Source organism: Streptomyces sp. SAS_281 (genome assembly GCF_052542855.1).
Window position 1 is genome coordinate 1 of sequence record NZ_JBMNDO010000121.1, and the last position, 24,357, is coordinate 24,357.

Genomic DNA, 24,357 nt, shown 5'->3' on the forward strand with positions numbered 1-24,357 from the left:
GAGGGGGGGACGCCCGGAGGATCCGGAGCCCCCCGCCCTCGTCTGCGTATCGGCCGTCAGGGGCCGTTCGTACCACCGTCGTTCTGGCCCCGGCCGTGGCCGTTGTTCCCGCCGAGGACGTCCGGCGGGATGCTGATGCCGGGGAACGGGTTGTTGTCGTCGCCGGGCTTGTTGTCGCCCGGCTTCTTCTTGTCCCCGTCCGGCTTCCTTTCCTTGTCCTCCTTCTCCTTCGCCCGCGGTACGTCGACCGGGTTGAAGGAAGGAGTCTCGGACGAGCTGAGGGCGCCGGTCATCGCCGTCCTCCAGATCGGGCCGGGGAGGCAGCCGCCGCAGACCTTGTCGTAGTACTGGCCGCCGATGACGATGTTGATCATCTTGTTCTGGTGGGCGCCGTCGCTGCCGACCCAGACCGCTGTGGACAGGTTCGGCGTATAGCCGACGAACCAGGCGTTCTTGCGCTCGTCGGTGGTTCCGGTCTTGCCCGCGTTGTCACGGTCGCTGAGCCCGGCCTGCGTGCCGGTGCCGTCCTCGACGACACCCTTGAGCATCTGGTTGATGGTGTCGGCCGTGTGCTCGCTCATCGCGCGGTTGCACCGCGACTTCGGCACGTCGAGCGGCTTGCCGTTCGGCTTGGTGACCGAGAGGACCGCGACCGGTGTGCAGTACGTGCCGCGGTTGGCGAAGGTCGCGTACACCGAGGCCATGGCCAGCGGGGTCGACTCCTGGCCGCCCAGCGTGGTGTTGGCGACCTCCCACAGCGGCTTGTTGTCGCCGCGTTCGTAGCCGACCTTCTTCGCCATCGCGAGCGTCTCGCAGAGGCCGGTCTTCTGTTCCAGCTTCGCGAAGTAGGTGTTGATCGACTTGCCCAGCGCGCTGGTCATGTCGAACATGCCCTTCTCCGACTCCGTCTCGTTCTGCACACTCCACGGTTTGTCGTCCGTGGGTGCGCCCGCACAGGTGCGGAAGGAGTCGGCCGGCAGCGAGATCTTGCGCGGGGTGTCGAAACTCTGCGCCGGGCTGATGCCCTTCTCCAGCGCCGCCGCCGCGGTGATCGGCTTGAACGTCGACCCGACCTGGAAGCCGGCGTAGCTGCCGCCCATCGCGTGGTCGACGGAGAGGTTCAGCATGGTCTGGTGCTTGGACGGGTCGAGGCCGTACGGCCTGGACTGGGCCATCGCCAGGATCCGTCCGGTGCCGGGCTGGACCTGGACGACCGCGTCGGCGACCTTGTCGTCCTCGTTGATCCGGGAGACGGCGGCCTCGTTGGACGCGGCCTGCGACCGCGGGTCCAGGGTCGTCTTGATGGTCAGTCCGCCGGTCGCCCACAGCTTGGCGCGGTCCTTCGCGGTCTTGCCGAAGGCCGGGTCGCTCTTGACGATCTTCGAGACGTAGTCGCAGAAGAACCCGGCGCCGCTGACGGCGGTGATGCAGCCGTTCCGCGGTCGCTTGACCTTCAGCTTGATCGGCGTCTCCTGGGCCTTGTCCGCCTGCTTCTGCGAGATCTTGCCGATGTCCGCCATGCGCTGGAGCACGGTGTTGCGCCGCTTGGTCGCTTCCTCCGTGTCGTTGATGGGGTCGTAGCGGCTGGGCGACTGCACGATCCCGGCGAGCAGCGCCGCCTCCTCCAGCTTCAGGTCCTTCGCCGACTTGGAGAAGTAGCGCTGCGAGGCCGCTTCGACGCCGTATGCCTGCTGCCCGAAGAAGGTGATGTTGAGGTAGTTCTCCAGGATCTTCCGCTTGCCGAGTTCTTCCTCGACCTGGATCGCGTACTTCAGCTCCTGGACCTTGCGGCCCAGCGTCTGCTGGGTGGCCTCGGCGACCTTGGCCGGGTCGTCGCCGGCCTCCTCCACGAAGACGTTCTTCACGTACTGCTGGGTGAGGGTGGAGGCGCCTTCCGCCGTACCGCCCGCCTGAACGTTGCGGTTCAGCGCGCGCAGGATGCCCTTGAGGTCGACCGCACCGTGCTCGTAGAAGCGGGCGTCCTCGATCGCGATGATCGCGTTCTGCATGTACGGGGAGATGCTCGTGATCGGCACCACCGTGCGGTCGCGCGAGTAGACCGTGGCGATCAGGCCGCCCTTGCTGTCGAGGATCTTGGTGCGCTGGCTCAGCGGCGGGGTCTTCAGGTTGGCCGGGATCTCGTCGAACCCGTCGACCGTCCCCTTGGCCGCGAGGCCCAGTGCTCCGGCCGCCGGCAGCGCGATGCCCGCCAGGACGACTCCGGAGAGTGCGGCGACACCGAGGAACTTGGCGGCCTGCTGGGTCGTGGTGAGACCCCCGCCCGAGCGCTTCTTTGGCATGGGGGCAGCCTAATCCGTAGATATGAGCGTTCCGTAGGACCGGGGGTCCATCGGAGCGTTCGCGTACCGGACCGTGACATTCGGATCCGGCGTGGTTGCCGCGCCGCGGCTGCTGGACCTGGTGGCATGGCGACGTGAGGCGGCTACGTTCCCATTCGCCGGACACACGGATATGCCTTGGCCTAAGCTGCTCTCAACTGTCACAGCAGTCCGGTTCCGTATCAACCCCCGTGCACGATCCGGCCACGCGCCCGGCGCTCCCGAATTCGCCCCGTGTGTCACCGAACGTCCGATGTGGTTCTGGTGGACTGTCCCGATTCTGACGGGATAGTCCCGCATGTCCCCAGCTCACTCCCCTGGGTGATCTGCCGTATACGCATAGTCCGTTCGGGCCATTCAAGATTGGGCCCGAAGGGGGTGTTGTGCTGTCGCCACCTTCCGTAACGTCCTCAACTGGCAGCGGTGAATATGCCGCTGCCGCCGTGGGGGAGCCTCGATTCGGGAGAGGACGGCGCCGGGATGGGCTGGGTAACCGACTGGAGTGCGCAGGCAGCCTGCCGCACTACTGATCCGGATGAACTGTTCGTACAAGGGGCAGCGCAGAACAGGGCCAAGGCGGTGTGCACCGGATGCCCGGTGCGGACCGAGTGCCTGGCTGACGCTCTGGACAACCGCGTCGAATTCGGCGTGTGGGGCGGGATGACCGAGCGGGAGCGCCGCGCGCTGCTGCGCAGGCGGCCGACGGTGACGTCCTGGCGCCGGCTGCTGGAGACCGCCCGCAGCGAGTACGAGCGCTCCTCGGGCATCCTGCCCGTGGCGATCGGGCTGGAGGACAGCGAGGAGCTGCACGAGACGTTCGCCGCCGTCGGCTAGCCCTTGGCGGTCCGTACGTTGTACGGCTTACGTGGGACGAGGGGCTAGACAGCTCCGGCCGGTGCGGAACCGGTCGCGAGGCGGTCCCCGATGGCTCGCAGGCCCGAGAGGTCATGGACGTCTCCGGGCAGCGCGGCCACGGCGGTCACGGCCACCTCGGGGTGCAGCGCGGTGAAGCGGTCGCGTGTGTCCTGTTCGCGCGCGACCACCTGCATCCGCTCGGCATGCAGACGGAGCAGGCCCGCGGCCAGTTCTTCGGTTGTGACGGCTGCCGCGCTGTCGGGCCGGGGCCCGGCGTCCGTGGTGGGTGCGTGCCCGTCCGTGGGGGAGTCGGCGGGCTCACGAAGTCCAGCCTTCCCTGCCGCCTGATCCACAATGCCGTCGGTCTCAAGATTTTCTGCATCGAGCTTCTCCGCGGCGGCGAGCGCCTGCTCGGCGGAGAGACGCGCGGCATCGCTGCCGTGGACCCGGTTGAGCACCAGCCCCGCGAGCGGCATGGCCTCCGCGGCCAGACGCTCCACGAAGTACGCCGCCTCGCGCAGGGCGTCCCGCTCCGGCGTAGCGACGACGAGGAACGCCGTACCGGGCGCCTGAAGGAGCTTGTACGTGGCATCCGCCCGGGTACGGAAGCCTCCGAACATGGTGTCCATCGCGGCGACGAACGTCTGTACGTCGCGCAGGAACTGACCGCCCAGCAGCTTCCCCAGCGTTCCGGTCATCATCGACATGCCCACGTTGAGGAACTTCATCCCCGCGCGGCCGCCCATCTTCGCCGGGGCCATCAGCAGCTTGATGAACTTCCCGTCCAGGAACGAACCCAAACGCTTGGGGGCGTCCAGGAAGTCCAGCGCGGACCTCGACGGCGGAGTGTCCACGACGATCAGGTCCCACTCGTCCCGCGACCGGAGCTGCCCCAGCTTCTCCATCGCCATGTACTCCTGCGTGCCCGCGAAGCCGGCCGACAGGGACTGGTAGAAGGGGTTCTCCAGGATCGCGCGGGCCCGCTCGCCGTCCGCGTGCGCCTCGACGATCTCGTCGAAGGTCCGCTTCATGTCGAGCATCATGGCGTGCAGCTCACCGGAGCCCTCGATGCCCTTCACCCGGCGCGGGACGTTGTCCAGCGAGTCGATGCCCATGGACTGGGCGAGTCTGCGGGCCGGGTCGATGGTGAGGACGACGACCTTGCGGCCGCGCTCCGCCGCCCGCACCCCGAGGGCGGCGGCGGTGGTCGTCTTGCCGACGCCGCCGGAACCGCAGCAGACGATGATCCGGACGCCCGGGTCGTCGATCAGGGCGTCGGCGTCCAGAGCCGGTACGGGATCGGGTGCGCCCGACCCCGTACCTTCGCCCGCCCCCGTCTTCGTGCGCGCTGTCATGCACCCGCCCCTCGTCCGGATCCCGCTCGGCCCGCGCCCTGGTCGCGGAGTGCGGCCGCCAGGTGGTCGAGCCCGGCCCGGTCCACCCCCTCGCCGATCAGCGGCAGCTCGTACCCCGGCAGGCCCAGCCCGGCCAGCACGGTGCGCTGCTCGCGCTCCAGCGCGACCCGCTGGGAGTGTTCGGCGGCCTGCTCGACCAGCGGGCGTACGAGCCCCGCCGCGCCGGTCACGCCCGCCCGCGTCAGCGTCTTGGCGATCTCCTTGCGCCGTCCGCCCACCGTGGCGCGCAGCGCGTCCCCGTCCAGCAGCTGCGGGCGCACCATGTTCACGATGACCCGGCCCACCGGCAGCTCGGCGGCGCGCAGCTCCGCGATGCCGTCCGCGGTCTCCTGGACCGGCATCTCCTCCAGCAGCGTCACCAGGTGCACCGCGGTCTCCGGGGACTTCAGCACCCGCATCACGGCCTGCGCCTGATTGTGTATCGGGCCGATTCGCGCGAGCCCGGCCACCTCGTCGTTCACGTTGAGGAAGCGGGTGATGCGGCCGGTCGGCGGGGCGTCCATGATCACGTAGTCGTAGACGAACCGGTTCTGCCGGTCCTTGCGGCGGACCGCCTCGCACGCCTTGCCCGTCAGCAGGACGTCCCGCACACCGGGCGCGATGGTGGTGGCGAAGTCGATCGCGCCGAGCTTCTTGAGCGCCCGGCCCGCGCTGCCGAGCTTGTAGAACATCTGGAGGTAGTCGAGGAGCGCCAGCTCCGCGTCGATCGCGAGGGCGTAGACCTCGCCGCCGCCCGGAGCGACGGCGATCCTGCGCTCCTCGTAAGGGAGGGAATCCGCCTCGAAGAGCTGGGCGATGCCCTGTCTGCCCTCGACCTCCACGAGGAGGGTGCGCCTGCCCTCGGCCGCGAGGGCGAGCGCGAGGGCGGCGGCGACCGTGGTCTTACCGGTACCGCCCTTGCCGCTGACGACCTGGAACCTGCTCACGTATTCGAGCCTAACCAGTCGCACCGCAGGCTACGCACGAGGCTGCGCGTGCCCTGGATTGCGCAGGCATTACAGTCGGGCCATGACCAAGTGGGAATACGCGACCGTGCCCCTTCTCGTGCACGCGACCAAGCAGATTCTGGACACCTGGGGCGAGGACGGCTGGGAGCTGGTCCAGGTCGTTCCCGGCCCGAACAACCCCGAGCAGCTCGTGGCGTACCTGAAGCGGGAGAAGCAGTAGTGGCGGGCACCGTCGAGGCGAAGCTGGCCGAGCTCGGACTGCCGCTCCCGGCCGTCGTGCCGCCGCTGGCGTCGTACCAGCCGGCCGTGCAGTCCGGGGTGTACGTGTACACGTCCGGCCAGCTGCCCATGGTCGACGGCAAGCTGGCCGTGACCGGCAAGGTCGGCGCCGAGGTCACGGCCGACGAGGCCAAGGAGCTCGCGAAGACCTGCGCGCTGAACGCCCTCGCCGCCGTGAAGTCGGTGGCGGGCGACCTGGACCGGATCGCCCGGGTCGTGAAGGTCGTCGGCTTCGTCGCCTCGGCCACCGACTTCACCGGCCAGCCCGGTGTGATCAACGGAGCGAGCGAGCTGCTGGGCGAGGTCCTCGGGGACAAGGGCGTGCACGCCCGCAGCGCTGTGGGTGTCGCCGTGCTGCCGCTGGACGCGCCGGTCGAGGTCGAGATCCAGGTCGAGCTGACCGGAGTCTGATCCGTACCGTCTCCGCCCTGATCCCGTCCGGCCGTGAGGCCGGGCGGGATCTCGTGTGTACGTGCCCCGTACGGATCCGGGGACCCCTCGAACATCGACGCGGTTCCGGATAGCCTCCGGCCATGTCCAATGGTCAGTGGTACCCCCCGGAATGGCCCGGCCGGATCAGGGCCCTCGCCGCAGGCGAACTGACGGCCGCCGAGCCCCGGCGGGCCGCCACCGTGATGCTGCTCCGGGACGACGCCACCGGTACCGGGGGCGCGCCCGCCGTCCACATGTTGCGCCGGCGCACCTCGATGGCCTTCGCCGGAGGGGCGTACGCCTACCCGGGTGGCGGCGTCGACCCGCGCGACGACGACCGGCTCGTCCGCTGGGCCGGGCCCGCGCTGGAGACCTGGGCGCGCCGTCTGGGCGTCGGCACGTCGGCCGAGGCGCAGGCGATCGTCTGTGCCGCGGTACGCGAGACGTACGAGGAGGCCGGGGTCCTGCTGGCCGGTCCGACCCCGGAGACCGTCGTCACCGACACCACCGGCGACGACTGGGAGGCGGACCGCGCGGCGCTGGTCGCGCGGGAGCTGTCGTTCGCCGCCTTCCTGGAGGCGCGCGGGCTGGTGCTGCGCTCGGACCTGCTCGGCGCGTGGGCGCGCTGGATCACGCCGGAGTTCGAGCCGCGCCGGTACGACACATGGTTCTTCGTCGCCGCGCTCCCCGCGGGCCAGCGCACCCGGAACGCCTCGACGGAGGCCGACCGCACGGTGTGGATCACCCCGGGCGAGGCGGCCGACGGATACGACCGGGGCGAGCTGCTGATGATGCCGCCGACCGTGGCGACGCTGCGGGCACTGCGGCCGTGCGCCACCGCCGCGCAGGCGCTGGAGGCGGCGTCGGACCAGGACCTCACCCCCGTACTCGCGCAGGCCCGTCTGGACGGTGACGAGCTGGTGCTGAGCTGGCCCGGGCACGAGGAGTTCACCAAGCACGTTCCCACCACCGGAACGGACCGAACGCCCGCGGGGATGAAATCCGGTGGGGAGCCCTCCGGCGTCGCCGAGGCGCCCCGCGCGGAAGGCGGTGCGGCATGAGCGACGCGGCGGCGCTGCCCGGGCAGCCGCGCGGCGGGGTGCTGTCCGGTCCCGCCACGGCCCGTACGGTCAACGTCCTGGCACCGAACCCCTCGGCCATGACGCTGGACGGGACCAACACGTGGATCGTCGCCGAGCCCGATGCGGACCAGGCGGTCGTCATCGACCCCGGCCCGCTGGACGAGGCTCATCTGCGTGCCGTCATCGACACCGTCGAGCGTGCGGGCCGCCGGGTCGCGCTGACGCTGCTCACCCACGGCCACCCCGATCACGCGGAGGGCGCGGCGCGGTTCGCCGAGCTGACCCGGACCAAGGTGCGCGCGCTCGACCCGGAGCTGCGGCTCGGCGACGAGGGCCTGGGAACCGGCGACGTCATCACGACCGGCGGCCTGGAGATGTACGTGGTGCCGACGCCCGGCCACACGGCGGACTCGCTGTCGTTCCACCTTCCGGCTGATCAGGCGGTGCTGACCGGCGACACGATCCTCGGACGCGGGACGACGTTGGTGGCGCACCCGGACGGGCGGCTCGGGGACTACCTCGACTCGCTGAGGCGGCTGCGCTCGCTGACGGTGGACGACGGGGTCCACACGGTGCTGCCCGGCCACGGACCGGTGCTGGACGACGCGCAGGGGGCGGTCGAGTTCTATCTCGCCCACCGGGCGCACCGGCTGGCCCAGGTGGAGACCGCGGTGGAATCGGGCTACCGGACCTCGTCCGAGGTGGTGGCCCATGTCTACGCGGACGTGGACCGTTCGCTGTGGCCGGCCGCGGAGCTGTCGGTGCGGGCGCAGCTGGACTACCTGGCCGAGCACGGGCTGATCTGACATGCGTGAGGGGCCCCGCCGATGCCGGTGGGGCCCCTCACGACGGCGGGTCAGCGCGACCGCTTGGCCAGCCGCTCCACGTCCAGGAGGATCACCGCGCGGGCCTCCAGCCGGAGCCAGCCACGGCCGGCGAAGTCGGCCAGGGCCTTGTTGACCGTCTCGCGGGACGCGCCGACCAGCTGGGCCAGCTCCTCCTGCGTCAGGTCGTGCACCACGTGGATGCCTTCCTCGGACTGGACGCCGAAGCGGCGTGACAGGTCCAGGAGGGCGCGGGCGACGCGGCCGGGCACGTCGGAGAAGACCAGGTCGGACATCTGGTCGTTGGTCTTGCGCAGGCGCCGGGCGACGGCACGCAGGAGGGCCGTGGCCACCTCGGGGCGCGCGTTGAGCCAGGGCTGCAGGTCGCCGTGGCCGAGGCCGAGGAGCTTGACCTCGGTCAGCGCGGTGGCGGTGGCGGTGCGCGGGCCCGGGTCGAAGAGCGAGAGCTCACCGATCAGCTCGCCGGGGCCGAGGACCGCCAGCATGTTCTCGCGGCCGTCGGGGGAGGTGCGGTGGAGCTTCACCTTGCCCTCGGTGACCACATAGAGGCGGTCGCCGGGGTCACCCTCGTGGAACAGCGCGTCACCGCGCGCGAGGGTCACCTCACTCATCGAGGCGCGGAGCTCCGCGGCCTGCTCGTCATCGAGCGCCGCGAAAAGCGGGGCGCGCCGCAGAACGTCGTCCACGAGTTCTCTCCTTGTCGGCCTGTTCAGGGAACCGTGGTCCCCATCATGCCGGACGGTAAAACAGTGCGATCAATCACAAACCAGTTTGACGCACGCGCGTGCCGAGGGGCACGGCAGGGGGCCGATTGGGGGCGGATCACCCGTGACCGGGGCGGATGTCAGTGCCGCGTTCTAGGCTGGCCGGGTGTCCGGATTGCCGGTGAGAGCGCAGGCCAAGGGGGCTGATGGGGTGTCGGAGGGCCATGATTCCGCTGTGGGCGAACAGGGTGCGGGCAAGGGGAAGAAGCTGAAGAAAACGGCGGAAAGCAGCTCCGGAGCGGCGAAGAGCCGGTCCGGCGGGACCGGCGGTCCCGGCTCGGCCAGGCGGGCGGAGCCGGCGGAGGCCGGGGCGTCCGGAGCCGCCGCGCCGAAGAAGAAGCCGGGGCGGCCGGAATCGCATCTGGCCATGGTGCGCCGCGCCCGCCGGATCAACCGCGAACTCGCCGAGGTCTACCCGTACGCCCATCCGGAGCTGGACTTCCGGAATCCGTTCGAACTGCTCGTGGCCACGGTTCTCTCCGCCCAGACCACCGACCTGAGGGTCAACCAGACGACGCCCGCCCTTTTCGCCGCCTATCCCACCCCGGAGGACATGGCCGCCGCGGTTCCGGAGGAGCTGGAGGAGCTCATCCGGCCGACCGGCTTCTTCCGGGCCAAGGCGAAGTCTCTCCTCGGCCTGTCCGCCGCACTCCGCGACGACTTCGGCGGCGAGGTGCCGGGGAAGCTCGCGGATCTCGTGAAGCTGCCCGGGGTCGGCCGCAAGACGGCCAATGTGGTGCTGGGCAATGCCTTCGGAGTGCCAGGAATTACCGTAGACACCCATTTCGGGCGATTGGTCCGACGGTGGAAGTGGACCGAGCAGGAGGACCCGGAGAAGGTCGAGGCGGAGGTCGCGGCGATCTTCCCCAAGAGCGAGTGGACCATGCTCTCGCACCGCGTCATCTTCCACGGCCGCCGCGTCTGCCATGCCCGCAAGCCCGCCTGCGGTGCCTGCCCGATCGCCCCGCTGTGCCCGTCGTACGGTGAGGGCGAAACGGACCCGGAGAAGGCCCGCAAGCTCCTGAAGTACGAGATGGGCGGCAAGCCGGGCCAGCGGCTGAGCCCGCCGCCGGACTACCCGGGAAGCCCGGCACCTCCCCTGGGCGCCGGCTGACGCGGACCGCCGCTGCGGAACGAATCGCGGGACGACGGGCGTTGTGAGACGGAGGGGTGCCTATGAAGACGCATGAGACCGGCACGGAGCGCGGTGGGCCGGACGGCCCTGCGGCCATGGTTTCGGAGGAGGGGCTGCCGGACTGGCTCGATCCCGTCGCGCGTGCCGCGCGCACGGTGCGGCCGCAGCAGCTCAGCCGCTTCCTGCCGCCGGAGGACGGCGCGGGGCGCCAGTCGGCCGTGCTCGTCCTGTTCGGCGAGGGCGCGCGGGGCCCCGAACTGCTGCTGATGGAGCGGGCCGGAAGCCTCCGCTCCCATCCCGGCCAGCCCTCGTTCCCCGGTGGCTCGCTCGACCCCGAGGACGGCGACCAGGCGACGACCGGACCGCTCAGGGCCGCTCTGCGCGAGGCCGAGGAGGAGACCGGCCTCGATCCGCGCGGGGTGCAGATCTTCGGCGTGCTGCCCCGTCTCTACATCCCGGTGAGCAGCTTCGTGGTGACGCCGGTGCTCGGCTGGTGGCGGACGCCCAGCCCGGTCGGGGTGGTCGACCCGGGGGAGACGGCGCGGGTCTTCACGGTCCCCGTGGCAGATCTCACGGACCCGGCCAACCGGGCGACGGCCGTCCACCCCAGCGGTCACCGGGGTCCGGCATTCCTGGTCGAATCAGCACTCGTCTGGGGATTCACGGCCGGCGTGATCGACCGGATTCTGCACTTCGCGGGCTGGGAACGCCCGTGGGACAGAGCCAGGCAGGTGCCGCTCGACTGGCGCGCATGACAGGCTGACTTCCGTACTCCGCCGATCCGGGACCGTCCGGACCACGGAGACGTACGGGCCCGGTGACGAATCTGCGAGGCTATAGACGGTGAACGTGCTGGACATCCTGCTGCTGGCCGGAGCCGTGTGGTTCGCGGTCATCGGCTACCGCCAGGGGTTCGTCGTCGGCATCCTGTCGGTGATCGGGTTCCTGGGCGGCGGTCTCGTCGCCGTCTACCTCCTGCCGGTCCTGTGGGACCAGATGACGGACGGTTCGGAGGTCTCCTCCACCGCGGCCGTCGTCGCGGTCGTCATCGTGATCGTGTGCGCGTCGGTCGGCCAGGCGTTCACCACCCATCTGGGAAACAAACTCCGCCGGCACATCACGTGGTCGCCCGCGCGCGCCCTGGACGCGACCGGCGGCGCCCTCGTCAACGTGGTGGCGATGCTGCTCGTCGCCTGGCTGATCGGTTCGGCCCTGGCGGGCACCTCGCTGCCGACGCTGGGCAAGGAGGTCCGCAACTCCTCGGTCCTGCTGGGCGTCTCCCGGGTGATGCCGCCCCAGGCGTCCACCTGGTTCACGGACTTCTCCTCGGTGCTCGCGCAGAACGGCTTCCCCCAGGTCTTCAGCCCGTTCGCCAACGAACCCATCACCGAGGTCAGCGCCCCCGACCCGGCGCTCGTCGGCAGCCCCGTCGCCGCGCGCGCCAAGCAGTCGATCGTGAAGGTCGTGGGTACGGCCCCGAGCTGCGGCAAGGTCCTCGAAGGCACCGGGTTCGTGTTCTCCGACCGCCGGGTGATGACCAATGCCCACGTCGTCGGCGGCGTCGACGAGCCGACCGTGCAGATCGGCGGCCAGGGACGCCTGTACGACGCGAAGGTCGTCCTCTACGACTGGCAGCGCGACATCGCCGTACTCGACGTCCCGGACCTCGATGTGAAGCCGCTGCAGTTCACCGGTACCGACAGCGACGCGGAGACGGGCGACAGCGCCATCGTCGCGGGCTTCCCGGAGAACGGCTCGTACGACGTGCGCTCCGCGCGCGTCCGCGCCCGCATCGACGCCAACGGCCCCGACATCTACCACCGGGGCACGGTCCGCCGAGATGTGTACTCGCTCTACACCACGGTCCGCCAGGGCAACTCCGGCGGCCCGCTGCTGACCCCCGAGGGCAAGGTGTACGGAGTCGTGTTCGCGAAGTCGCTCGACGACCCGGACACGGGCTACGCGCTGACGGCGGACGAGATCCGCGACGACATCACGCAGGGCCGTGCCGCCGGCCAGCAGGTCGACAGCCAGGGATGCGCGCTCTGAAGTTCGCCGGACGGCCCGTGCGGGACCGTCGGCGCGTCAGTTACGGGGATGGCGCAGCCGCGCCGAGACCCAGCGGGCCCTGCGGCGGAGGATGCGGGAGATGCCGAGCCGAGGATCATGCATGACGTGCAAAGCGTGCACCCGGCCCTGAAGGCCGTCCCCCTCATGAATGCCCGGAACCGCCGTGGCGGTCGAGCGACGGTTGCGTGCTGCGTCACCGAAGTCGTGCGTCCAGCCCATACCCGGACGTCTGCCCGTGCCTCATGGTCCGTAACCGCCTATCCGTCAGCCAATTGGCTTATGCGCCGGGCACGTGGCTGTTCGTAGGCCACGTGTGCCGGAACGGCTAGCGATCCGGCTCGGAGTCCTTGAGCCAGTTGATGAGTTCGGCCGAGAACCCCGCCGGGTCCTCCTCATGGGGGAAGTGACCCAGACCGTCGAAAAGTCGCCAACGGTAGGGCGCCTCGACGTATTCGCCGGACCCGGCGGAGCTGCGGGTGCGGACCGCCGGATCGAGTGAACCGTGCAGGTGCAGGGTCGGCACCCGAACGGGCCGCTTCATGCGCCGGTTGAACTGGATGCCGTCCGGGCGCGCCAGCGAGCGCACCATCCACCGGTACGGCTCGACCGAGCAGTGCGCCGTCGAGGGGATCGTCATGGCCCGCCGATAGACGCCCAGCGTCGCCTCGTCGGGGAACTCCGTCTTGCCCGGACCCGCCCAGTCGCTGATCAGCCGCTCCACCAAGGCGCCGTCGTCGGCGACGAGCTGACGCTCCGGCACCCAGGGCCGCTGGAAGCCCCAGATGTACGAACCGGCCCGGGACTGCGCGAAGTCGGAGAGCATCGAGGAGCGCCACCGCCGTGGGTGGGGCATCGAGGAGACGACCAGCCGGCGCACCAGCTTCGGGCGCATGACGGCGGCCGTCCAGGCCAGGTAGCCGCCCATGTCGTGGCCGACGAGGGCCGCGTCCGGCTCGCCGAGGGACCTGACCACACCCGTGATGTCGAGCGCCAGGTTGGCGGGGTCGTAACCGCGGGGGGTGCGGTCGCTGCCGCCCACCCCGCGCAGGTCCATCGCCACGGCCCGGAAACCGGCCTCGGCGAGGGCGGGCAGCTGGTGGCGCCAGGTCCACCAGAACTGCGGGAAGCCGTGCAGGAGGAGGACCAGGGGCCCTTCACCCATCTCGGCGATGTGGAAGCGGGCGCCGTTCGCCGCGACGTCCCGGTGGGTCCAGGGGCCGTCGAGGCGGACGGGGCCGCCGGCCGGTGCGGACGGTGCGGGAGCGCTCATGTGGATGAGCGTGCCACAGCCGACGCCTCGTCCTGGACCGGTGCGCTTTCGATGGCCCGGTCGGAGCGGGTGCTTCCGCCCACCGGGAGGAACGCGTCGGCCGAGGTCTCGGGGCGCGGGTGCGGCTTGACGCCCTGAAGGACGGCGGCGGTCTGCTTGGCGGAGGCGATGGACTTCTCCGGCGGCTTGACCTTCTTGATCTTCGCGTAGCCGAAGAGCGCGAGAAGAACGCCCAGCAGGATGAACGCGCCGCCCACGATCAGGAACGACCAGGCGAGGCCCAGCCCCAGGTTGTGGATGCCGTACGCGGCCGCGAAGCTCAGCACCGGGATCGCGAACAGGATCAGCACGCCCGTGACGATGAACGCCACACTGCCGATGACGCCGCGCTTGACGTCCTGCCGCACCTCGGCCTTGGCCAGGGCGATTTCGTCGTGCACCAGCGCCGACAGTTCGGCTGTCGCCGACGCGACCAACTGGCCGAGACTGCGGTCGGCGCTGCCCGCGTAATTGCCGGGGTCGCTCATCCCTGACTCCCTCTCCTGTTCAACACGTCCGATGTCAGATCATGCCGGACTGTCCGGCCTGTCGCTCGCTGCCCCCGCCAGTCGGGCAAGGCGGCGGTGCTCGGCCGCCTTCTCCTCGTGGATCGCGGCCATCCTCAGGTGGTACGCCGGATCGTCCTGCTCGTAGACGTCCGGCACTCCGGAACCGTCCTCGTCGAGTTCCTCGGCGTCGGTCAGTGCCCTGTATCTGCGTACCCGGAGTTTGAGCAGTACACCGGAGAGTACGGCGGCGATGAGGGAGCCGAGCAGAACCGACGCCTTGACCCGGTTGATCATGTCGTCGTCACCGGCGAACGCGAGCTCACCGATCAGCAGGGACACGGTGAAGCCGATGCCGGCGAGGCTGGCGATCGCGAAGACGTCCGCCCAGGCGAGGTCCTTGTTCAGCTCGGCCCTGGTGAGCCGGGTGGTCAGCCACGTACCGCCGAAGACGCCGATGGTCTTGCCGACGACCAGGCCCAGGACGACCCCGAGGGTCTCCGGCTGGTCGAAGACTGAGGCCACCGCGCCGCCGGACAGGGAGACCCCGGCGGAGAAGAGAGCGAAGACCGGCACGGCGAAGCCCGCCGACAGCGGGTGCACCAAGTGCTCGACGCGCTCACCGGGTGAGTGCTCCTCGCCCTCGCGACGGGTGCAGCGCAGCATCAGCCCCATGGCGACGCCGGCGATGGTGGCGTGGATGCCGCTGTTGTACATCAGCCCCCAGATGACCAGGGCGAGCGGCACGTAGACGTACCAGCCGCGTACGCCGAGGCGGAGCAGCAGGTAGAAGAGGCCCAGGCCGAGGAAGGCACCGCCGAGCGCGAGGAAGTCGATGTCATCGGTGAAGAAGATGGCGATGACGAGGATCGCGAAGAGGTCGTCCACGACGGCGAGCGTCAGCAGGAAGGCCCGGAGCGCGGAGGGCAGCGAGGCACCGATGACGGCGAGAACGGCGAGCGCGAAGGCGATGTCCGTGGCGGTGGGGACCGCCCAGCCGTCCCTCGAACCATCGCCGAACACGTTCACCAGGGTGTAGACGACCGCCGGGACCGCCATGCCGCAGAGCGCGGCGGCCACGGGGAGCGCCGCGGCCCTCGGATCACGCAGTTCTCCGGCTACGAGTTCGCGTTTGAGTTCGACGCCCGCGACGAAGAAGAAGATCGCGAGCAGCCCGTCGGCGGCCCAGTGCTCCACGGAGAGGTGCAGACCGAGGGTTTCGGGCCCGATGTGGAAGTGGCTGACGGCCGAGTAGCTCGAACCCGCGGTGTTGGCCCACACCAACGCGGCCACGGCGGCGACCAGCAGGATGACGCCCCCGACGGTCTCCGTACGCAGGGCGTCGGCGACGTAGTTGCGCTCGGGGAGCGGCAGCCGCCCCAGGAAGGTGCGGCGCGGGCCGGGGGGTGCGGGGGTGGGCGTGGCCACGGGGTAGACCTCCGGGTCGGTACGGCAGCGATGGCATGGCTGATGCACTTGCCGACCAGACTTCCCGGCACCCCTGTGAAGATTTTCCTATCGTGTTGTCGATCGGCTGCCACTGTACCCGCGGGACGTGGCGGTCAGGATGCTTGGGAGCGGTGATCTCACCGTAAGGGCGCGAAGGGCACCCGGCGCGTTGCCGGGTGCCCTTCGCGATCGTGTGTCGGTGTCAGTCCTCGGAGGAGGCCGACGGCAGCTGGCTCTGGATCAGGTCCATGACCGAGGAGTCGGTCAGGGTCGTGACGTCGCCCAGCGCCCTGTTCTCCGCGACGTCGCGCAGCAGACGACGCATGATCTTGCCGGAACGGGTCTTCGGCAGCTCGGCCACCGGCATGATGCGCTTCGGCTTGGCGATCGGGCCGAGCGTCGCCCCGACGTGGTTGCGCAGCTGGGCCACCAGCTCGTCGGAGGCGGTCGCGGTGCCTCGCAGGATGACGAAGGCGACGATGGCCTGGCCGGTCGTCTCGTCGGCGGCGCCGACCACGGCGGCCTCGGCGACCGACGGGTGCGAGACGAGCGCCGACTCGACCTCCGTGGTCGAGATGTTGTGCCCGGACACCAGCATGACGTCGTCGACCCGGCCGAGCAGCCAGATGTCGCCGTCCTCGTCCTTCTTGGCACCGTCGCCGGCGAAGTACTTGCCCTCGAAGCGGGACCAGTAGGTGTCGAGGAAGCGCTGGTCGTCGCGCCAGATGGTGCGGAGCATCGACGGCCACGGCTCGGTGAGGACCAGGTAGCCGCCTCCGCCGTTCGGGACCTCGTTGGCCTCGTCGTCCACGACGGTCGCGGAGATGCCCGGCAGGGCGCGCTGGGCGCTTCCCGGCTTGGTCTCGGTGACGCCGGGCAGCGGCGAGATCATCATCGTGCCGGTCTCGGTCTGCCACCAGGTGTCCACGATCGGGCACTTGTCGGCGCCGATGTGCTTGCGGTACCAGATCCAGGCCTCGGGGTTGATCGGCTCACCGACCGAACCGAGGACGCGCAGGGACGACAGGTCGAACTTGGCGGGGATGTCGTCCCCCCACTTCATGAACGTACGGATCGCGGTCGGCGCGGTGTAGAGGATCGTGACCCCGTACTTCTGGACGATCTCCCAGAAGCGCCCCTGGTGCGGGGTGTCGGGGGTGCCCTCGTACATCACCTGCGTGGCGCCGTTGGCCAAGGGGCCGTAGACGATGTACGAGTGCCCGGTCACCCAGCCGATGTCGGCGGTGCACCAGTAGACGTCGGTCTCCGGCTTGAGGTCGAAGACCGCGTGGTGGGTGTACGCCGCCTGGGTGAGGTAACCCCCGGAGGTGTGCAGGATGCCCTTGGGCTTCCCGGTCGTGCCCGACGTGTACAGGATGAACAGCGGCTGCTCCGCCTCGAACGCCTCGGGCGTGTGCTCGGCGGACTGGCGGCCCGTGATCTCGTGCCACCAGACGTCGCGGCCCTCGTTCCACGCGGTGTCCTGGCCCGTACGGCGGACCACCAGGACGTGCTCCACGCTGTCGATGCGGGAGACGGCGTCGTCGACCGCGGGCTTGAGCGCGGAGGGCTTGCCGCGGCGGTACCCGCCGTCGGCCGTGATGACGACCTTCGCGTCCGCGTCCTGGATGCGGGCGGCGATGGCGTCGGCGGAGAACCCGCCGAAGACCACCGAGTGCGCGGCGCCGATGCGGGCGCAGGCCAGCATCGCGACGGCGGCCTCCGGGATCATCGGGAGGTAGACGGCGACGCGGTCGCCCTTGCCGACACCGAGCTCGGTGAGAGCGTTGGCGGCGCGGGAGACCTCGTCCTTCAGCTCCGCGTAGGTGATGGCGCGGCTGTCACCGGGCTCGCCCTCGAAGTGGATGGCGACCCGGTCGCCGTTGCCCGCCTCGACGTGACGGTCGACGCAGTTGTACGCGACGTTGAGCTCGCCGTCCGCGAACCACTTCGCGAAGGGCGGGTTGCTCCAGTCGAGGGTCTCGGTGGGCTCGGTGGCCCAGGTCAGGCGGCGGGCCTGCTCGGCCCAGAAGCCCAGCCGGTCCGCTTCGGCCTGCTCGTACGCCTCTGCGGTGACGTTGGCGTTGGCGGCCAGCTCGGCAGGCGGAGCGAACTTCCGCTCTTCCCGAAGCAGGTTGGCAAGGCTCTCGTTGCTCACGACTTCTCCCAGTCCCAGGGTGTCCGTTGTGTCCCGGGGCATAGCTCATCAGTCCCGAGGCCGGGTGACAAGTGTCTGCCCGGAATTGGTTTAGACCTGTGTCTCGTGTATAGAGGCATGATCCCGCCTCCACGCCGTAGCGGCACGGTGACGCAAACCTCCGGTGCGGGCGCGCTCCGAAACGGAAGCGGGATCACTAGGTCCTACGGATCCGAGGTGCCTGAGGTTCAGGCGTCGGTACGGGCCGGCTCGGCCGGGTACACCGGCGTGATCGGGTCGAACACCTCGGCCGTGCCGCTCTCGGCGCTCTCGTCCAGCAGATACGACTGGGCCTCGGCGACGTGGAAGTACATGCCGTGGAGCTGGAGGGTGCCGTCGCCGACCCGGCGCGCCACCGATGGGTGGGCCCGTAGATGGTCGAGCTGCTGGACGACGTTGGCCAGGCAGAGCTGCTCCACCGCGTCGGCCGACAGCCGCCCGGAGAGCCGGGCCGGGGTGTCGCCTGCCGAGGCCACCCGGGCCAGGCTGGGGAGCCCGTGCCGGAGCCAGCGCCACAGCGACGTGTCCGGGGCCTTCGGTGCGGCGCCCAGCAGCGCGTTCATGGCACCGCAGCCCGAATGGCCGCAGACGGTGATGGACTCGACGCCGAGCACGTCCACCGCGTACTCGATCGCGGCTCCCACCGAGTGGTCGCCCTCTTCGGCGTCGGGAGGTGGCACCAGGTTGCCGACGTTCCGCACGGTGAACAGGTCGCCCGGGCCGCTGGCCGTGATCATGCTCGTCACCAGACGCGAGTCCGCGCAGGTGATGAAGAGCTGTGAGGGACGCTGGCCCTCTCTGGCGAGTCGCGCCAGCTCCGCCCGGACCAGGGGCGCCGTATCACGCTGGAACGAGCTGAGCCCCCTGACCAGCCGGTGATCGCGGGCTGCGCGCGAGGGGCGGCGGGCGAATGCGCGCTGCTGGGCGGAGGCGGCTTGAGCGGGGCGCTCCGCGTGCGGGGTGGGGGGTGCGGGAGGGGAGGGGGAGGAGGCGGCGGGGGTGGCGGGCGCGGTGGTCCGGGTCCGTGAGGGGGATGGGGGCTGCTGGAGAGGTGGGGCGGGCTCGGGTGGCGCGGCGGAGCCGGTGCTGGGGCCGGGGCCGGTGTGAGGTGGGGCGAAGGCGGAAGTAGCACTGGCCGGAGCCGGGCTGACGGCGGTGGCGATCCCGGCGGAGGCTGCTGCCGTGCCGGCCGTGTGGGCGGCGCTCGGCGGGTGGACCACACCCGGGGTGCTCGCCGTGTGCTCCTCGGCCTCGGTCGCGGAAGCACTCGCGCCGGCCTCCGGGGGAGGGGCGTGTTCGGGCTGGTCGTGGCAGTGGTGGTTGCGCCAGGGGGTCCAGGGCCGACAGCAGGAGTGCGCTGCCGCGGCGGGCTCGGCGATCCTGCCGCCCGCCCTCCCGGCGAACGCCACCTGGCCGCCGTGGGCCGTATGGGCGTTGCTCCAGTCCTGGATCGTCTCGTAGGCGGCGTGATCCATGAACGAGCCGTCCAGCTCCACGACCACATCGGCGTCCTGGGGGAGCCGCCCCAGGACCCGGCTGAGGCGTGGGACGGCCAGGAAGGTCAACTGGCCGCGTACGAGCACGAGATGCTGCCCGTTCTGCTCGGACACCGAGATCCGGGTCCGGCCCAGGCGGTGCAAAGCGACGGCAACTGCCACGGCGATGCCGATGGCCACGCCCTTGAGGACACCGGCGACGAGCACCCCGGCGATGGTCGCGCCGTACACCAGGAACTCCCGGTGCTTATGGACATTGCGGATATGCGCCAGGCTCACCATCTTGAGGCCCACCATCATCACCAGCGCTCCCAGCGCGGCCAGCGGGATGCGTTCCAGCACGGTGACGAGCAGGCCGGATGCGACCAGAATCCATACGCCGTGCAGCACGGTGGACGCGCGGCCGGTCGCCCCGGCTCTGACGTTCGCCGAACTGCGCACAGCTCCACCGGAGACCGCGAGTCCCCCGAGCAGACCGGACACCGCGTTGGCGACGCCTTGAGCACGTAGCTCCCGGTCGAGGTCGGAGCGTTTGAGCAGGGGTGGAGCGGGCCGCTCGGCGCTGTCCGGGCCGGTGAGGGTGGTGATCCTTCCGGGGGCGGGAGCGGGGCCGCCGTTCTCGCGCTCCTCGTCCCTCTCGTCGCTCCGTACCTTTCCGGTCCTCGCGGGAGAATGCGCCGAGTGTGCACGGCTGCGGTCGGCGGCCAGCTTGTCCACGGCGACAGCGGCGAGCAGTGACTCCAGGCTGGCGACCAGCATCATCGTGAACACGGCCGTAGCCAGGCCGAGCACCGGACCGTGCGGCATCTCGGGCAGGGCATGCGAACGCCAGGAGGGCAGATCGACCCGGGCGATCGACGGTGCCGCCCACGCGGCCGCGGCCGTGGCCAGACCCACGGAGGCCAGGGCCGCCGGAACCCGGCGCAGGAACCGCCCGGTCCGTCCGGGCAGCAGGGGCCACAGGACGAGGACGGCTACGGTGAGCGCGCCGATCAATGGGGCGGCGGGACTGACACGTGCCAGTTGATCGGGAAGATGCAGCACGTTGGAGATCGCCGAGCTCTGCGGTGAACCACCCAGCACGATGTGCAGTTGAGCGAGCGCGATGGCCACGCCGATGCCTGCGAGCGTGCCGTGGACGATGGCGGGGCTGACGGCGAGTGCGCTGCGGGCCGCTCGCAGTGAGCCGAGCGCGAGCTGAAGCAGACCCGCCCCGATCGTGATGGCGCAGGTGGTGCGCCACCCGTACACCTGGATCGTCTCTGCGGTGACCACGGTCAGTCCGGCGGACGGGCCGGAGACCTGCAGGGGGGTGCCGCCGAGGAGTCCGGCGACGATGCCGCCGACTGCGGCGGAGATGAGACCCGCCTCCAGAGGGGCCCCCATGGCCACAGCAAGACCGAGCGACATGGGGATGGCGAGCAGGAAGACAGTGATGGACGCGGATACATCGGCGCCCGAGATGCGGAACCGTCCGCCGCGCGGCGGCGGGGGCGGGCTGTGTGGGCGCTTCACTCCCGAGGACCGGGAGGGGCGCGAACTGCGGGACGAGTGTTCGTGGCGAGTGGGTACGCAGGCAGACATATTTCCCGTCTCCTCCTGGGCAGCGCGGTCGAGGAACTCGATGACGCGGCCGTTGGGTCATGGCATGCAGCGGCGGGATATCTCAACTCTCGGTAAACAGACAGTAATGGAGAGTAAAGAGCCGTGTCCAGGATTGAGGGCAAATGGGCCATCCGGCCACCCATTCCAGTGAATAGTCAGCTTTTCATTCGGCCTGTCGTGCTGGCTCTTGGACCGTGCGTGCGACTTTGGCGGCGCCGTGTCGGCACCCGGCGCAAGCTACCTGCGAGAAAGAGGTGGGCGGATGATGGCCGCCGCGAAGAAGGCGATGGACGCCAGGAAGAGATTCGGCCTGGGCGTCATGGCCGTCGTACTGGTCGTGGGTGCGGCGGGATGCGCCGGGGCCGGTCCCGGCGCGGAGCGCTCCGGCCTCGGGGCCGTGAACGGCGCCGCGGGAGAGAAGAAGAAGGGTGCTGAGGCTGCGCCCAAACGGGTGTTCCGGGCCATTGGCGATGGTTCCACCGCCTTTACGGGTGTTCAGCCCGAGCAGCCGGCTGTGGAGCGCCTGACGTCGAGCCAGAAGCCCCCGCAGTTCGTGGTGTTCTCGTGGGACGGGGCGGGCGAGGACAGTCAGCGGCTCTTCTCGCACTTCCGAGAGGTGGGCAAGAAGTACGACGCCGCGATGACGTACTTCCTCAGCGGCGTATATCTGCTGCCGGAGGGGAAGCGGGCCCAGTACGACCCGCCCAAGCACAACGCAGGCGCTTCCGACATCGGCTTCAACGACACCGAGGGCATCCGCGACACCCTGACCCAGCTCCGAGGGGCCTGGCAGGACGGCAACGAGATCGGCACCCACTTCAACGGACACTTCTGCGGCAAGGACGGCGGCGTAGGCACCTGGTCCGTCGAGGAGTGGAAGAGCGAGATCAGCCAGGCCAAGTCATTCGTGAAGGGCTGGAAGACCAACGACCCGGTCCTCAAGGACGAGAGGGCGCTGCCCTTCGACTACGACAAGGAACTCGTCGGCGGCCGTACCCCCTGCTTGGAGGGGCAGAAGAACATGGTGGCAGCGGCACGCACCATGGGGTTCCGCTACGACTCCAGTGGTGTCAACGATCAGGTGTGGCCCCGGAAGAAGAACGGTGTCTGGGACCTCTCCATGCAATTGGTGCCGGTCCCGGGGCGCGACTTCGAGACGCTGTCGATGGACTACAACTTCATGTTCAACCAGTCCGGAACGACGCAGGGAGACCCCGACAAGCACGAGTACTGGGGAAACCAGATGCGTGACGGCCTGCTCCAGGCGTTCGATCGCGCGTATGACGGCAATCGCGCCCCACTGATCATCGGCAACCACTTCGAGTCCTGGAACGGGGGCACGTACATGCGTGCCATCGAGCAGACGATCGCTGCGGTCTGCACCAAAAAGGACGTGCGCTGCGTCTCGTTCCGGCAGCTGGCGGACTGGCTCGACGCCCAGGACCCGGCGACCCTGGCGAAGCTCCGGACGCTGAAGGTCGGCCAGGCGCCCGAAGCCGGCTGGCCGGCGTTCTTCAGGGCGGGCGTGGCGCGGGAGCAGCCGGCCTCGAAGGCCCCGGCCGCGGCCGCGGGCAATCCGGCCGGTCGTTAGATCCGGTGGCTCCGGGCGCCGGGCGGGAGACACGCCCGGCGCCGTCCGAAGCGCCCGTCGGAGCCACGGTGCCGCCGTGGCCTGCCGCGAGCTCAGTCGCTCACGCGGGCTGGGGCGCTTGCGCGTGGATGAAGCGCTCGTCCAGTACGAAGCCGGGGTCGACCTGTGCGGCCAGGTCGGCCCCGGTCTTCTCGTTCCCCCAGCTCTCCGCGTTCCGCAGGTGGAAATGCACCATCTGGCGCGTGTAACGGCCCCAGTCCCGTCGCTCGTACGAGTCCTCCGCCGCGTTCTGCAAGGCTTGCAGGGCCATCCGGTTGTCTGCCTCGAGCAGCTCGAAGCGTGCCGGCCGGCCCTTCTCCATGGCTCGCACCCAGTCGGAATGGCCGACCGTCACCAGCAGGTCGTCGCCCACCTCGGAGCGCAGAAAGTCCAGGTCGTCCTCGCCCTGCACCTTGTTCCCGACCACCCTGAGATCCACGCCGAAGTCCCGTGCATATTCCTTGTACTGGCGGTACACGGAGACGCCCTTGCGGGTCGGTTCGGCAATCAGGAACGTCATGTCGAAGCGGGTGAACATCCCCGAGGCGAAGGAGTCCGAACCGGCGGTCATGTCGACCACCACATACTCGTCGGGGCCGTCCACGAGGTGGTTGAGGCAGAGCTCGACCGCGCCGACCTTGGAGTGGTAGCACGCCACGCCCAGGTCAGATTCGGTGAACGGCCCCGTGGCCATCAGCCGGATGTCTCCGTCGTCGAGCCGCACCGTACGGGCACAGGCGTCGAAGATCGGGTTGTCCTCGTGCACGCGCAGGAGGCGGGAGCCTTCGCCCGGCGGCGTCGTCTTGATCATCGTCTCGGCCGAAGCGATGCGCGGATTGCTGCCGCGCAGGTACTCCTTGATCAGTGACAGCTGGGCACCCATCGCGGGCAGCGCCGCGGATTCGTCCTCGTCGAGGCCCAGCGCGGCTCCGAGGTGCTGGTTGATGTCGGCGTCCACCGCGACGACGTGGGCTTCATTGGCAGCGAGGTGGCGGATGAAGAGCGAGGACAGCGTGGTCTTTCCGCTGCCGCCCTTCCCTACGAAAGCGATCTTCATGTTCACCTAGGGTAGCTGATTGATTGCTATGCGTTCTGGTTTCGTGAAGAAGGCCACTCCCGGCCGGTGGGCGGGCAGGGGGCGCGTAGCCTCGCTACTTATGAGTACGACTTCCTCGGATCCGCTCGTCGCTCTGGGCGCTCTGCCGGGCGTGACCGACGCGGTGGACTCCGTACGCAAGGCGGTGGACCGTGTCTACGGCCACCGCGTGATGCGCCGCCGCAGCAACGAAGTCACCGCGGAGGCCGCTCTGCGAGGCGCACGCGGATCGGCTGCTCTTTCCGGCGCGGACTGGAACCTCGAAGAGGTGCGCCGACGCACCGACTTCAGCGGTGACGACGAGGCGCGTGTGGTCGGTGCCGCGCTTCGCCTGACCGCGGAGGCGGGGCAGCTTCTCTCCATCTGGCGACAGTCACCGTTGCGGGTGCTGGCTCGGCTTCACCTGGTGGCGGCGGGCAGTGCCGCCCCGGAGGACGCGGTCGGGCGGCCCCGGCTTGCGGGGGAGCCGGTGGACGAGCCCCTGATCGAAGCCCCGCTGCCGGACGCGGACGAGGTCGCGGGGCGGCTGGACGGTCTCAGCAGGATCATCCTTTCGGGGAGTGAGGCGCCCGCTCTGGTGACCGCCGCCGTAGTTCACGGAGAGTTGCTGGCGCTGCGCCCCTTCGGTTCGCACAACGGCCTGGTGGCACGGACGGCGGAGCGGATCGTGCTGGTCGGAAGCGGGCTCGATCCCAAGTCGATCTGCCCGGCAGAAGTCGGGCATGCCGAGCAGGGGTGGGAGGCCTACGCGGCTGCCTTCGACGGCTACCTGTCCGGCACGCCGGCGGGTGTGGCCGCCTGGATCAAGCATTGCGGAAGCTCGACGGAACTCGGAGTCAGGGAATCGACAGCGGTGTGCGAGGCACTGCAGCGCGGCGCCGCATCACACGGATCGCCGCGCGCCCA

At 70.0% G+C, this 24,357-nt stretch carries 21 protein-coding genes; 10 read left to right on the plus strand and 11 right to left on the minus strand.

Going from position 1 to position 24,357, the window contains the following annotated elements:
* Window positions 1-56 precede the first annotated feature (56 nt).
* A complete protein-coding gene (locus ACN6LM_RS31565) occupies window positions 57-2,300 on the minus strand; it encodes a transglycosylase domain-containing protein (RefSeq protein ID WP_445068839.1) in 2,244 nt (747 codons plus the stop codon).
* Window positions 2,301-2,819: 519 nt separating this feature from the next.
* Between ACN6LM_RS31565 and ACN6LM_RS31570 the strand changes: the two genes are divergently transcribed.
* Window positions 2,820-3,173, plus strand: coding sequence for a WhiB family transcriptional regulator (locus ACN6LM_RS31570; RefSeq protein WP_203601634.1), 354 nt, complete (start codon window positions 2,820-2,822; stop codon window positions 3,171-3,173).
* Between the two features lie 44 nt (window positions 3,174-3,217).
* Here the strand turns inward: ACN6LM_RS31570 and ACN6LM_RS31575 are convergent, their stop codons facing one another.
* Both ACN6LM_RS31575 and ACN6LM_RS31580 read right to left on the minus strand, forming a co-directional pair.
* Complete coding sequence (locus tag ACN6LM_RS31575; RefSeq protein ID WP_445068840.1) at window positions 3,218-4,549, minus strand: ArsA family ATPase; 1,332 nt, start codon at window positions 4,547-4,549, stop codon at window positions 3,218-3,220.
* Complete coding sequence (locus ACN6LM_RS31580) at window positions 4,546-5,535, minus strand: ArsA family ATPase (protein WP_445068841.1); 990 nt, start codon at window positions 5,533-5,535, stop codon at window positions 4,546-4,548. The genes ACN6LM_RS31575 and ACN6LM_RS31580 overlap by 4 nt, the downstream gene beginning before the upstream one ends.
* Before the next feature lie 82 nt (window positions 5,536-5,617).
* Here ACN6LM_RS31580 and ACN6LM_RS31585 point away from each other — a divergent pair, with 82 nt between their 5' ends.
* The 4 genes from ACN6LM_RS31585 to ACN6LM_RS31600 all read left to right on the plus strand — a co-directional run bounded on the left by ACN6LM_RS31585 (window position 5,618) and on the right by ACN6LM_RS31600 (window position 8,155).
* Entirely contained in the window at window positions 5,618-5,776 is a 159-nt protein-coding gene (locus tag ACN6LM_RS31585) for a DUF4177 domain-containing protein (protein WP_003991873.1), read from the plus strand.
* A complete protein-coding gene (locus ACN6LM_RS31590) occupies window positions 5,776-6,246 on the plus strand; it encodes a RidA family protein (RefSeq protein ID WP_445068842.1) in 471 nt (156 codons plus the stop codon). The genes ACN6LM_RS31585 and ACN6LM_RS31590 overlap by 1 nt, the downstream gene beginning before the upstream one ends.
* A 122-nt stretch (window positions 6,247-6,368) precedes the next feature.
* The gene (locus tag ACN6LM_RS31595; RefSeq protein WP_445068843.1) at window positions 6,369-7,328 is read left to right on the plus strand and encodes an NUDIX hydrolase; all 960 of its coding nucleotides are present in this window, start codon (window positions 6,369-6,371) and stop codon (window positions 7,326-7,328) included.
* On the plus strand, window positions 7,325-8,155 hold the full coding sequence (locus ACN6LM_RS31600) for an MBL fold metallo-hydrolase (protein ID WP_445068844.1): 831 nt from the start codon (window positions 7,325-7,327) through the stop codon (window positions 8,153-8,155). Before ACN6LM_RS31595 ends, ACN6LM_RS31600 begins: the two co-directional genes overlap by 4 nt.
* Window positions 8,156-8,205: 50 nt before the next feature.
* Here ACN6LM_RS31600 and ACN6LM_RS31605 read toward each other — a convergent pair whose 3' ends face one another.
* On the minus strand, window positions 8,206-8,880 hold the full coding sequence (locus ACN6LM_RS31605) for a Crp/Fnr family transcriptional regulator (protein ID WP_014046869.1): 675 nt from the start codon (window positions 8,878-8,880) through the stop codon (window positions 8,206-8,208).
* A 253-nt stretch (window positions 8,881-9,133) separates the two neighbouring features.
* Here ACN6LM_RS31605 and nth point away from each other — a divergent pair, with 253 nt between their 5' ends.
* The 3 genes from nth (at window position 9,134) to ACN6LM_RS31620 (ending at window position 12,142) form a co-directional block, all read left to right on the plus strand.
* Entirely contained in the window at window positions 9,134-10,072 is a 939-nt protein-coding gene (nth, locus tag ACN6LM_RS31610; RefSeq protein WP_445068845.1) for an endonuclease III, read from the plus strand.
* A 62-nt stretch (window positions 10,073-10,134) separates the two neighbouring features.
* Complete coding sequence (locus ACN6LM_RS31615) at window positions 10,135-10,848, plus strand: NUDIX hydrolase (protein WP_445068846.1); 714 nt, start codon at window positions 10,135-10,137, stop codon at window positions 10,846-10,848.
* 88 nt (window positions 10,849-10,936) lie between these two features.
* Entirely contained in the window at window positions 10,937-12,142 is a 1,206-nt protein-coding gene (locus ACN6LM_RS31620; protein ID WP_445068847.1) for a MarP family serine protease, read from the plus strand.
* Window positions 12,143-12,178: 36 nt separating this feature from the next.
* Here the strand turns inward: ACN6LM_RS31620 and ACN6LM_RS31625 are convergent, their stop codons facing one another.
* From ACN6LM_RS31625 to ACN6LM_RS31650, 6 genes are all read right to left on the minus strand, one after another.
* Window positions 12,179-12,382 (minus strand): hypothetical protein, encoded by a 204-nt coding sequence (locus tag ACN6LM_RS31625; RefSeq protein ID WP_073966437.1) that lies wholly within the window; start codon window positions 12,380-12,382, stop codon window positions 12,179-12,181.
* Between the two features lie 106 nt (window positions 12,383-12,488).
* A complete protein-coding gene (locus ACN6LM_RS31630) occupies window positions 12,489-13,433 on the minus strand; it encodes an alpha/beta fold hydrolase (protein ID WP_445068848.1) in 945 nt (314 codons plus the stop codon).
* Window positions 13,430-13,960 (minus strand): phage holin family protein, encoded by a 531-nt coding sequence (locus ACN6LM_RS31635; RefSeq protein ID WP_445068849.1) that lies wholly within the window; start codon window positions 13,958-13,960, stop codon window positions 13,430-13,432. The genes ACN6LM_RS31630 and ACN6LM_RS31635 overlap by 4 nt, the downstream gene beginning before the upstream one ends.
* A 39-nt stretch (window positions 13,961-13,999) precedes the next feature.
* Window positions 14,000-15,406, minus strand: a complete 1,407-nt coding sequence (nhaA, locus tag ACN6LM_RS31640; RefSeq protein WP_445068850.1) for a Na+/H+ antiporter NhaA — start codon at window positions 15,404-15,406, stop codon at window positions 14,000-14,002.
* A gap of 223 nt (window positions 15,407-15,629) precedes the next feature.
* The gene (gene acs / locus ACN6LM_RS31645; RefSeq protein WP_445068851.1) at window positions 15,630-17,627 is read right to left on the minus strand and encodes an acetate--CoA ligase; all 1,998 of its coding nucleotides are present in this window, start codon (window positions 17,625-17,627) and stop codon (window positions 15,630-15,632) included.
* A gap of 185 nt (window positions 17,628-17,812) precedes the next feature.
* Entirely contained in the window at window positions 17,813-20,704 is a 2,892-nt protein-coding gene (locus ACN6LM_RS31650; protein ID WP_445068852.1) for a bifunctional SulP family inorganic anion transporter/carbonic anhydrase, read from the minus strand.
* Window positions 20,705-20,987: 283 nt separating this feature from the next.
* On the opposite strand from ACN6LM_RS31650, the gene ACN6LM_RS31655 reads away from it, so the two are divergent.
* Window positions 20,988-22,316: a hypothetical protein gene (locus tag ACN6LM_RS31655; protein ID WP_445068853.1), complete on the plus strand. Its 1,329-nt coding sequence runs from the start codon at window positions 20,988-20,990 to the stop codon at window positions 22,314-22,316.
* Window positions 22,317-22,416: 100 nt separating this feature from the next.
* On the opposite strand, the gene ACN6LM_RS31660 is transcribed toward ACN6LM_RS31655, so the two are convergent.
* On the minus strand, window positions 22,417-23,412 hold the full coding sequence (locus ACN6LM_RS31660; RefSeq protein ID WP_445068854.1) for an ATP-binding protein: 996 nt from the start codon (window positions 23,410-23,412) through the stop codon (window positions 22,417-22,419).
* Window positions 23,413-23,512: 100 nt separating this feature from the next.
* Here ACN6LM_RS31660 and ACN6LM_RS31665 point away from each other — a divergent pair.
* Window positions 23,513-24,357: oxidoreductase (locus ACN6LM_RS31665; RefSeq protein WP_445068855.1), on the plus strand; the 845-nt coding region annotated here is incomplete at its 3' end.

Coding starts and splice junctions, on each gene's coding strand:
- ACN6LM_RS31565 (WP_445068839.1), bottom strand. CDS start 2,300: ATGCCAAAGAAGCGCTCGGGCGGGGGTCTCACCACGACCCAGCAGGCC.
- ACN6LM_RS31570 (WP_203601634.1), top strand. CDS start 2,820: ATGGGCTGGGTAACCGACTGGAGTGCGCAGGCAGCCTGCCGCACTACT.
- ACN6LM_RS31575 (WP_445068840.1), bottom strand. CDS start 4,549: ATGACAGCGCGCACGAAGACGGGGGCGGGCGAAGGTACGGGGTCGGGC.
- ACN6LM_RS31585 (WP_003991873.1), top strand. CDS start 5,618: ATGACCAAGTGGGAATACGCGACCGTGCCCCTTCTCGTGCACGCGACC.
- ACN6LM_RS31595 (WP_445068843.1), top strand. CDS start 6,369: ATGTCCAATGGTCAGTGGTACCCCCCGGAATGGCCCGGCCGGATCAGG.
- ACN6LM_RS31600 (WP_445068844.1), top strand. CDS start 7,325: ATGAGCGACGCGGCGGCGCTGCCCGGGCAGCCGCGCGGCGGGGTGCTG.
- ACN6LM_RS31615 (WP_445068846.1), top strand. CDS start 10,135: ATGAAGACGCATGAGACCGGCACGGAGCGCGGTGGGCCGGACGGCCCT.
- ACN6LM_RS31625 (WP_073966437.1), bottom strand. CDS start 12,382: ATGGGCTGGACGCACGACTTCGGTGACGCAGCACGCAACCGTCGCTCG.
- ACN6LM_RS31630 (WP_445068848.1), bottom strand. CDS start 13,433: ATGAGCGCTCCCGCACCGTCCGCACCGGCCGGCGGCCCCGTCCGCCTC.
- ACN6LM_RS31635 (WP_445068849.1), bottom strand. CDS start 13,960: ATGAGCGACCCCGGCAATTACGCGGGCAGCGCCGACCGCAGTCTCGGC.
- acs (WP_445068851.1), bottom strand. CDS start 17,627: ATGCCCCGGGACACAACGGACACCCTGGGACTGGGAGAAGTCGTGAGC.
- ACN6LM_RS31650 (WP_445068852.1), bottom strand. CDS start 20,704: ATGTCTGCCTGCGTACCCACTCGCCACGAACACTCGTCCCGCAGTTCG.
- ACN6LM_RS31655 (WP_445068853.1), top strand. CDS start 20,988: ATGATGGCCGCCGCGAAGAAGGCGATGGACGCCAGGAAGAGATTCGGC.
- ACN6LM_RS31660 (WP_445068854.1), bottom strand. CDS start 23,412: ATGAAGATCGCTTTCGTAGGGAAGGGCGGCAGCGGAAAGACCACGCTG.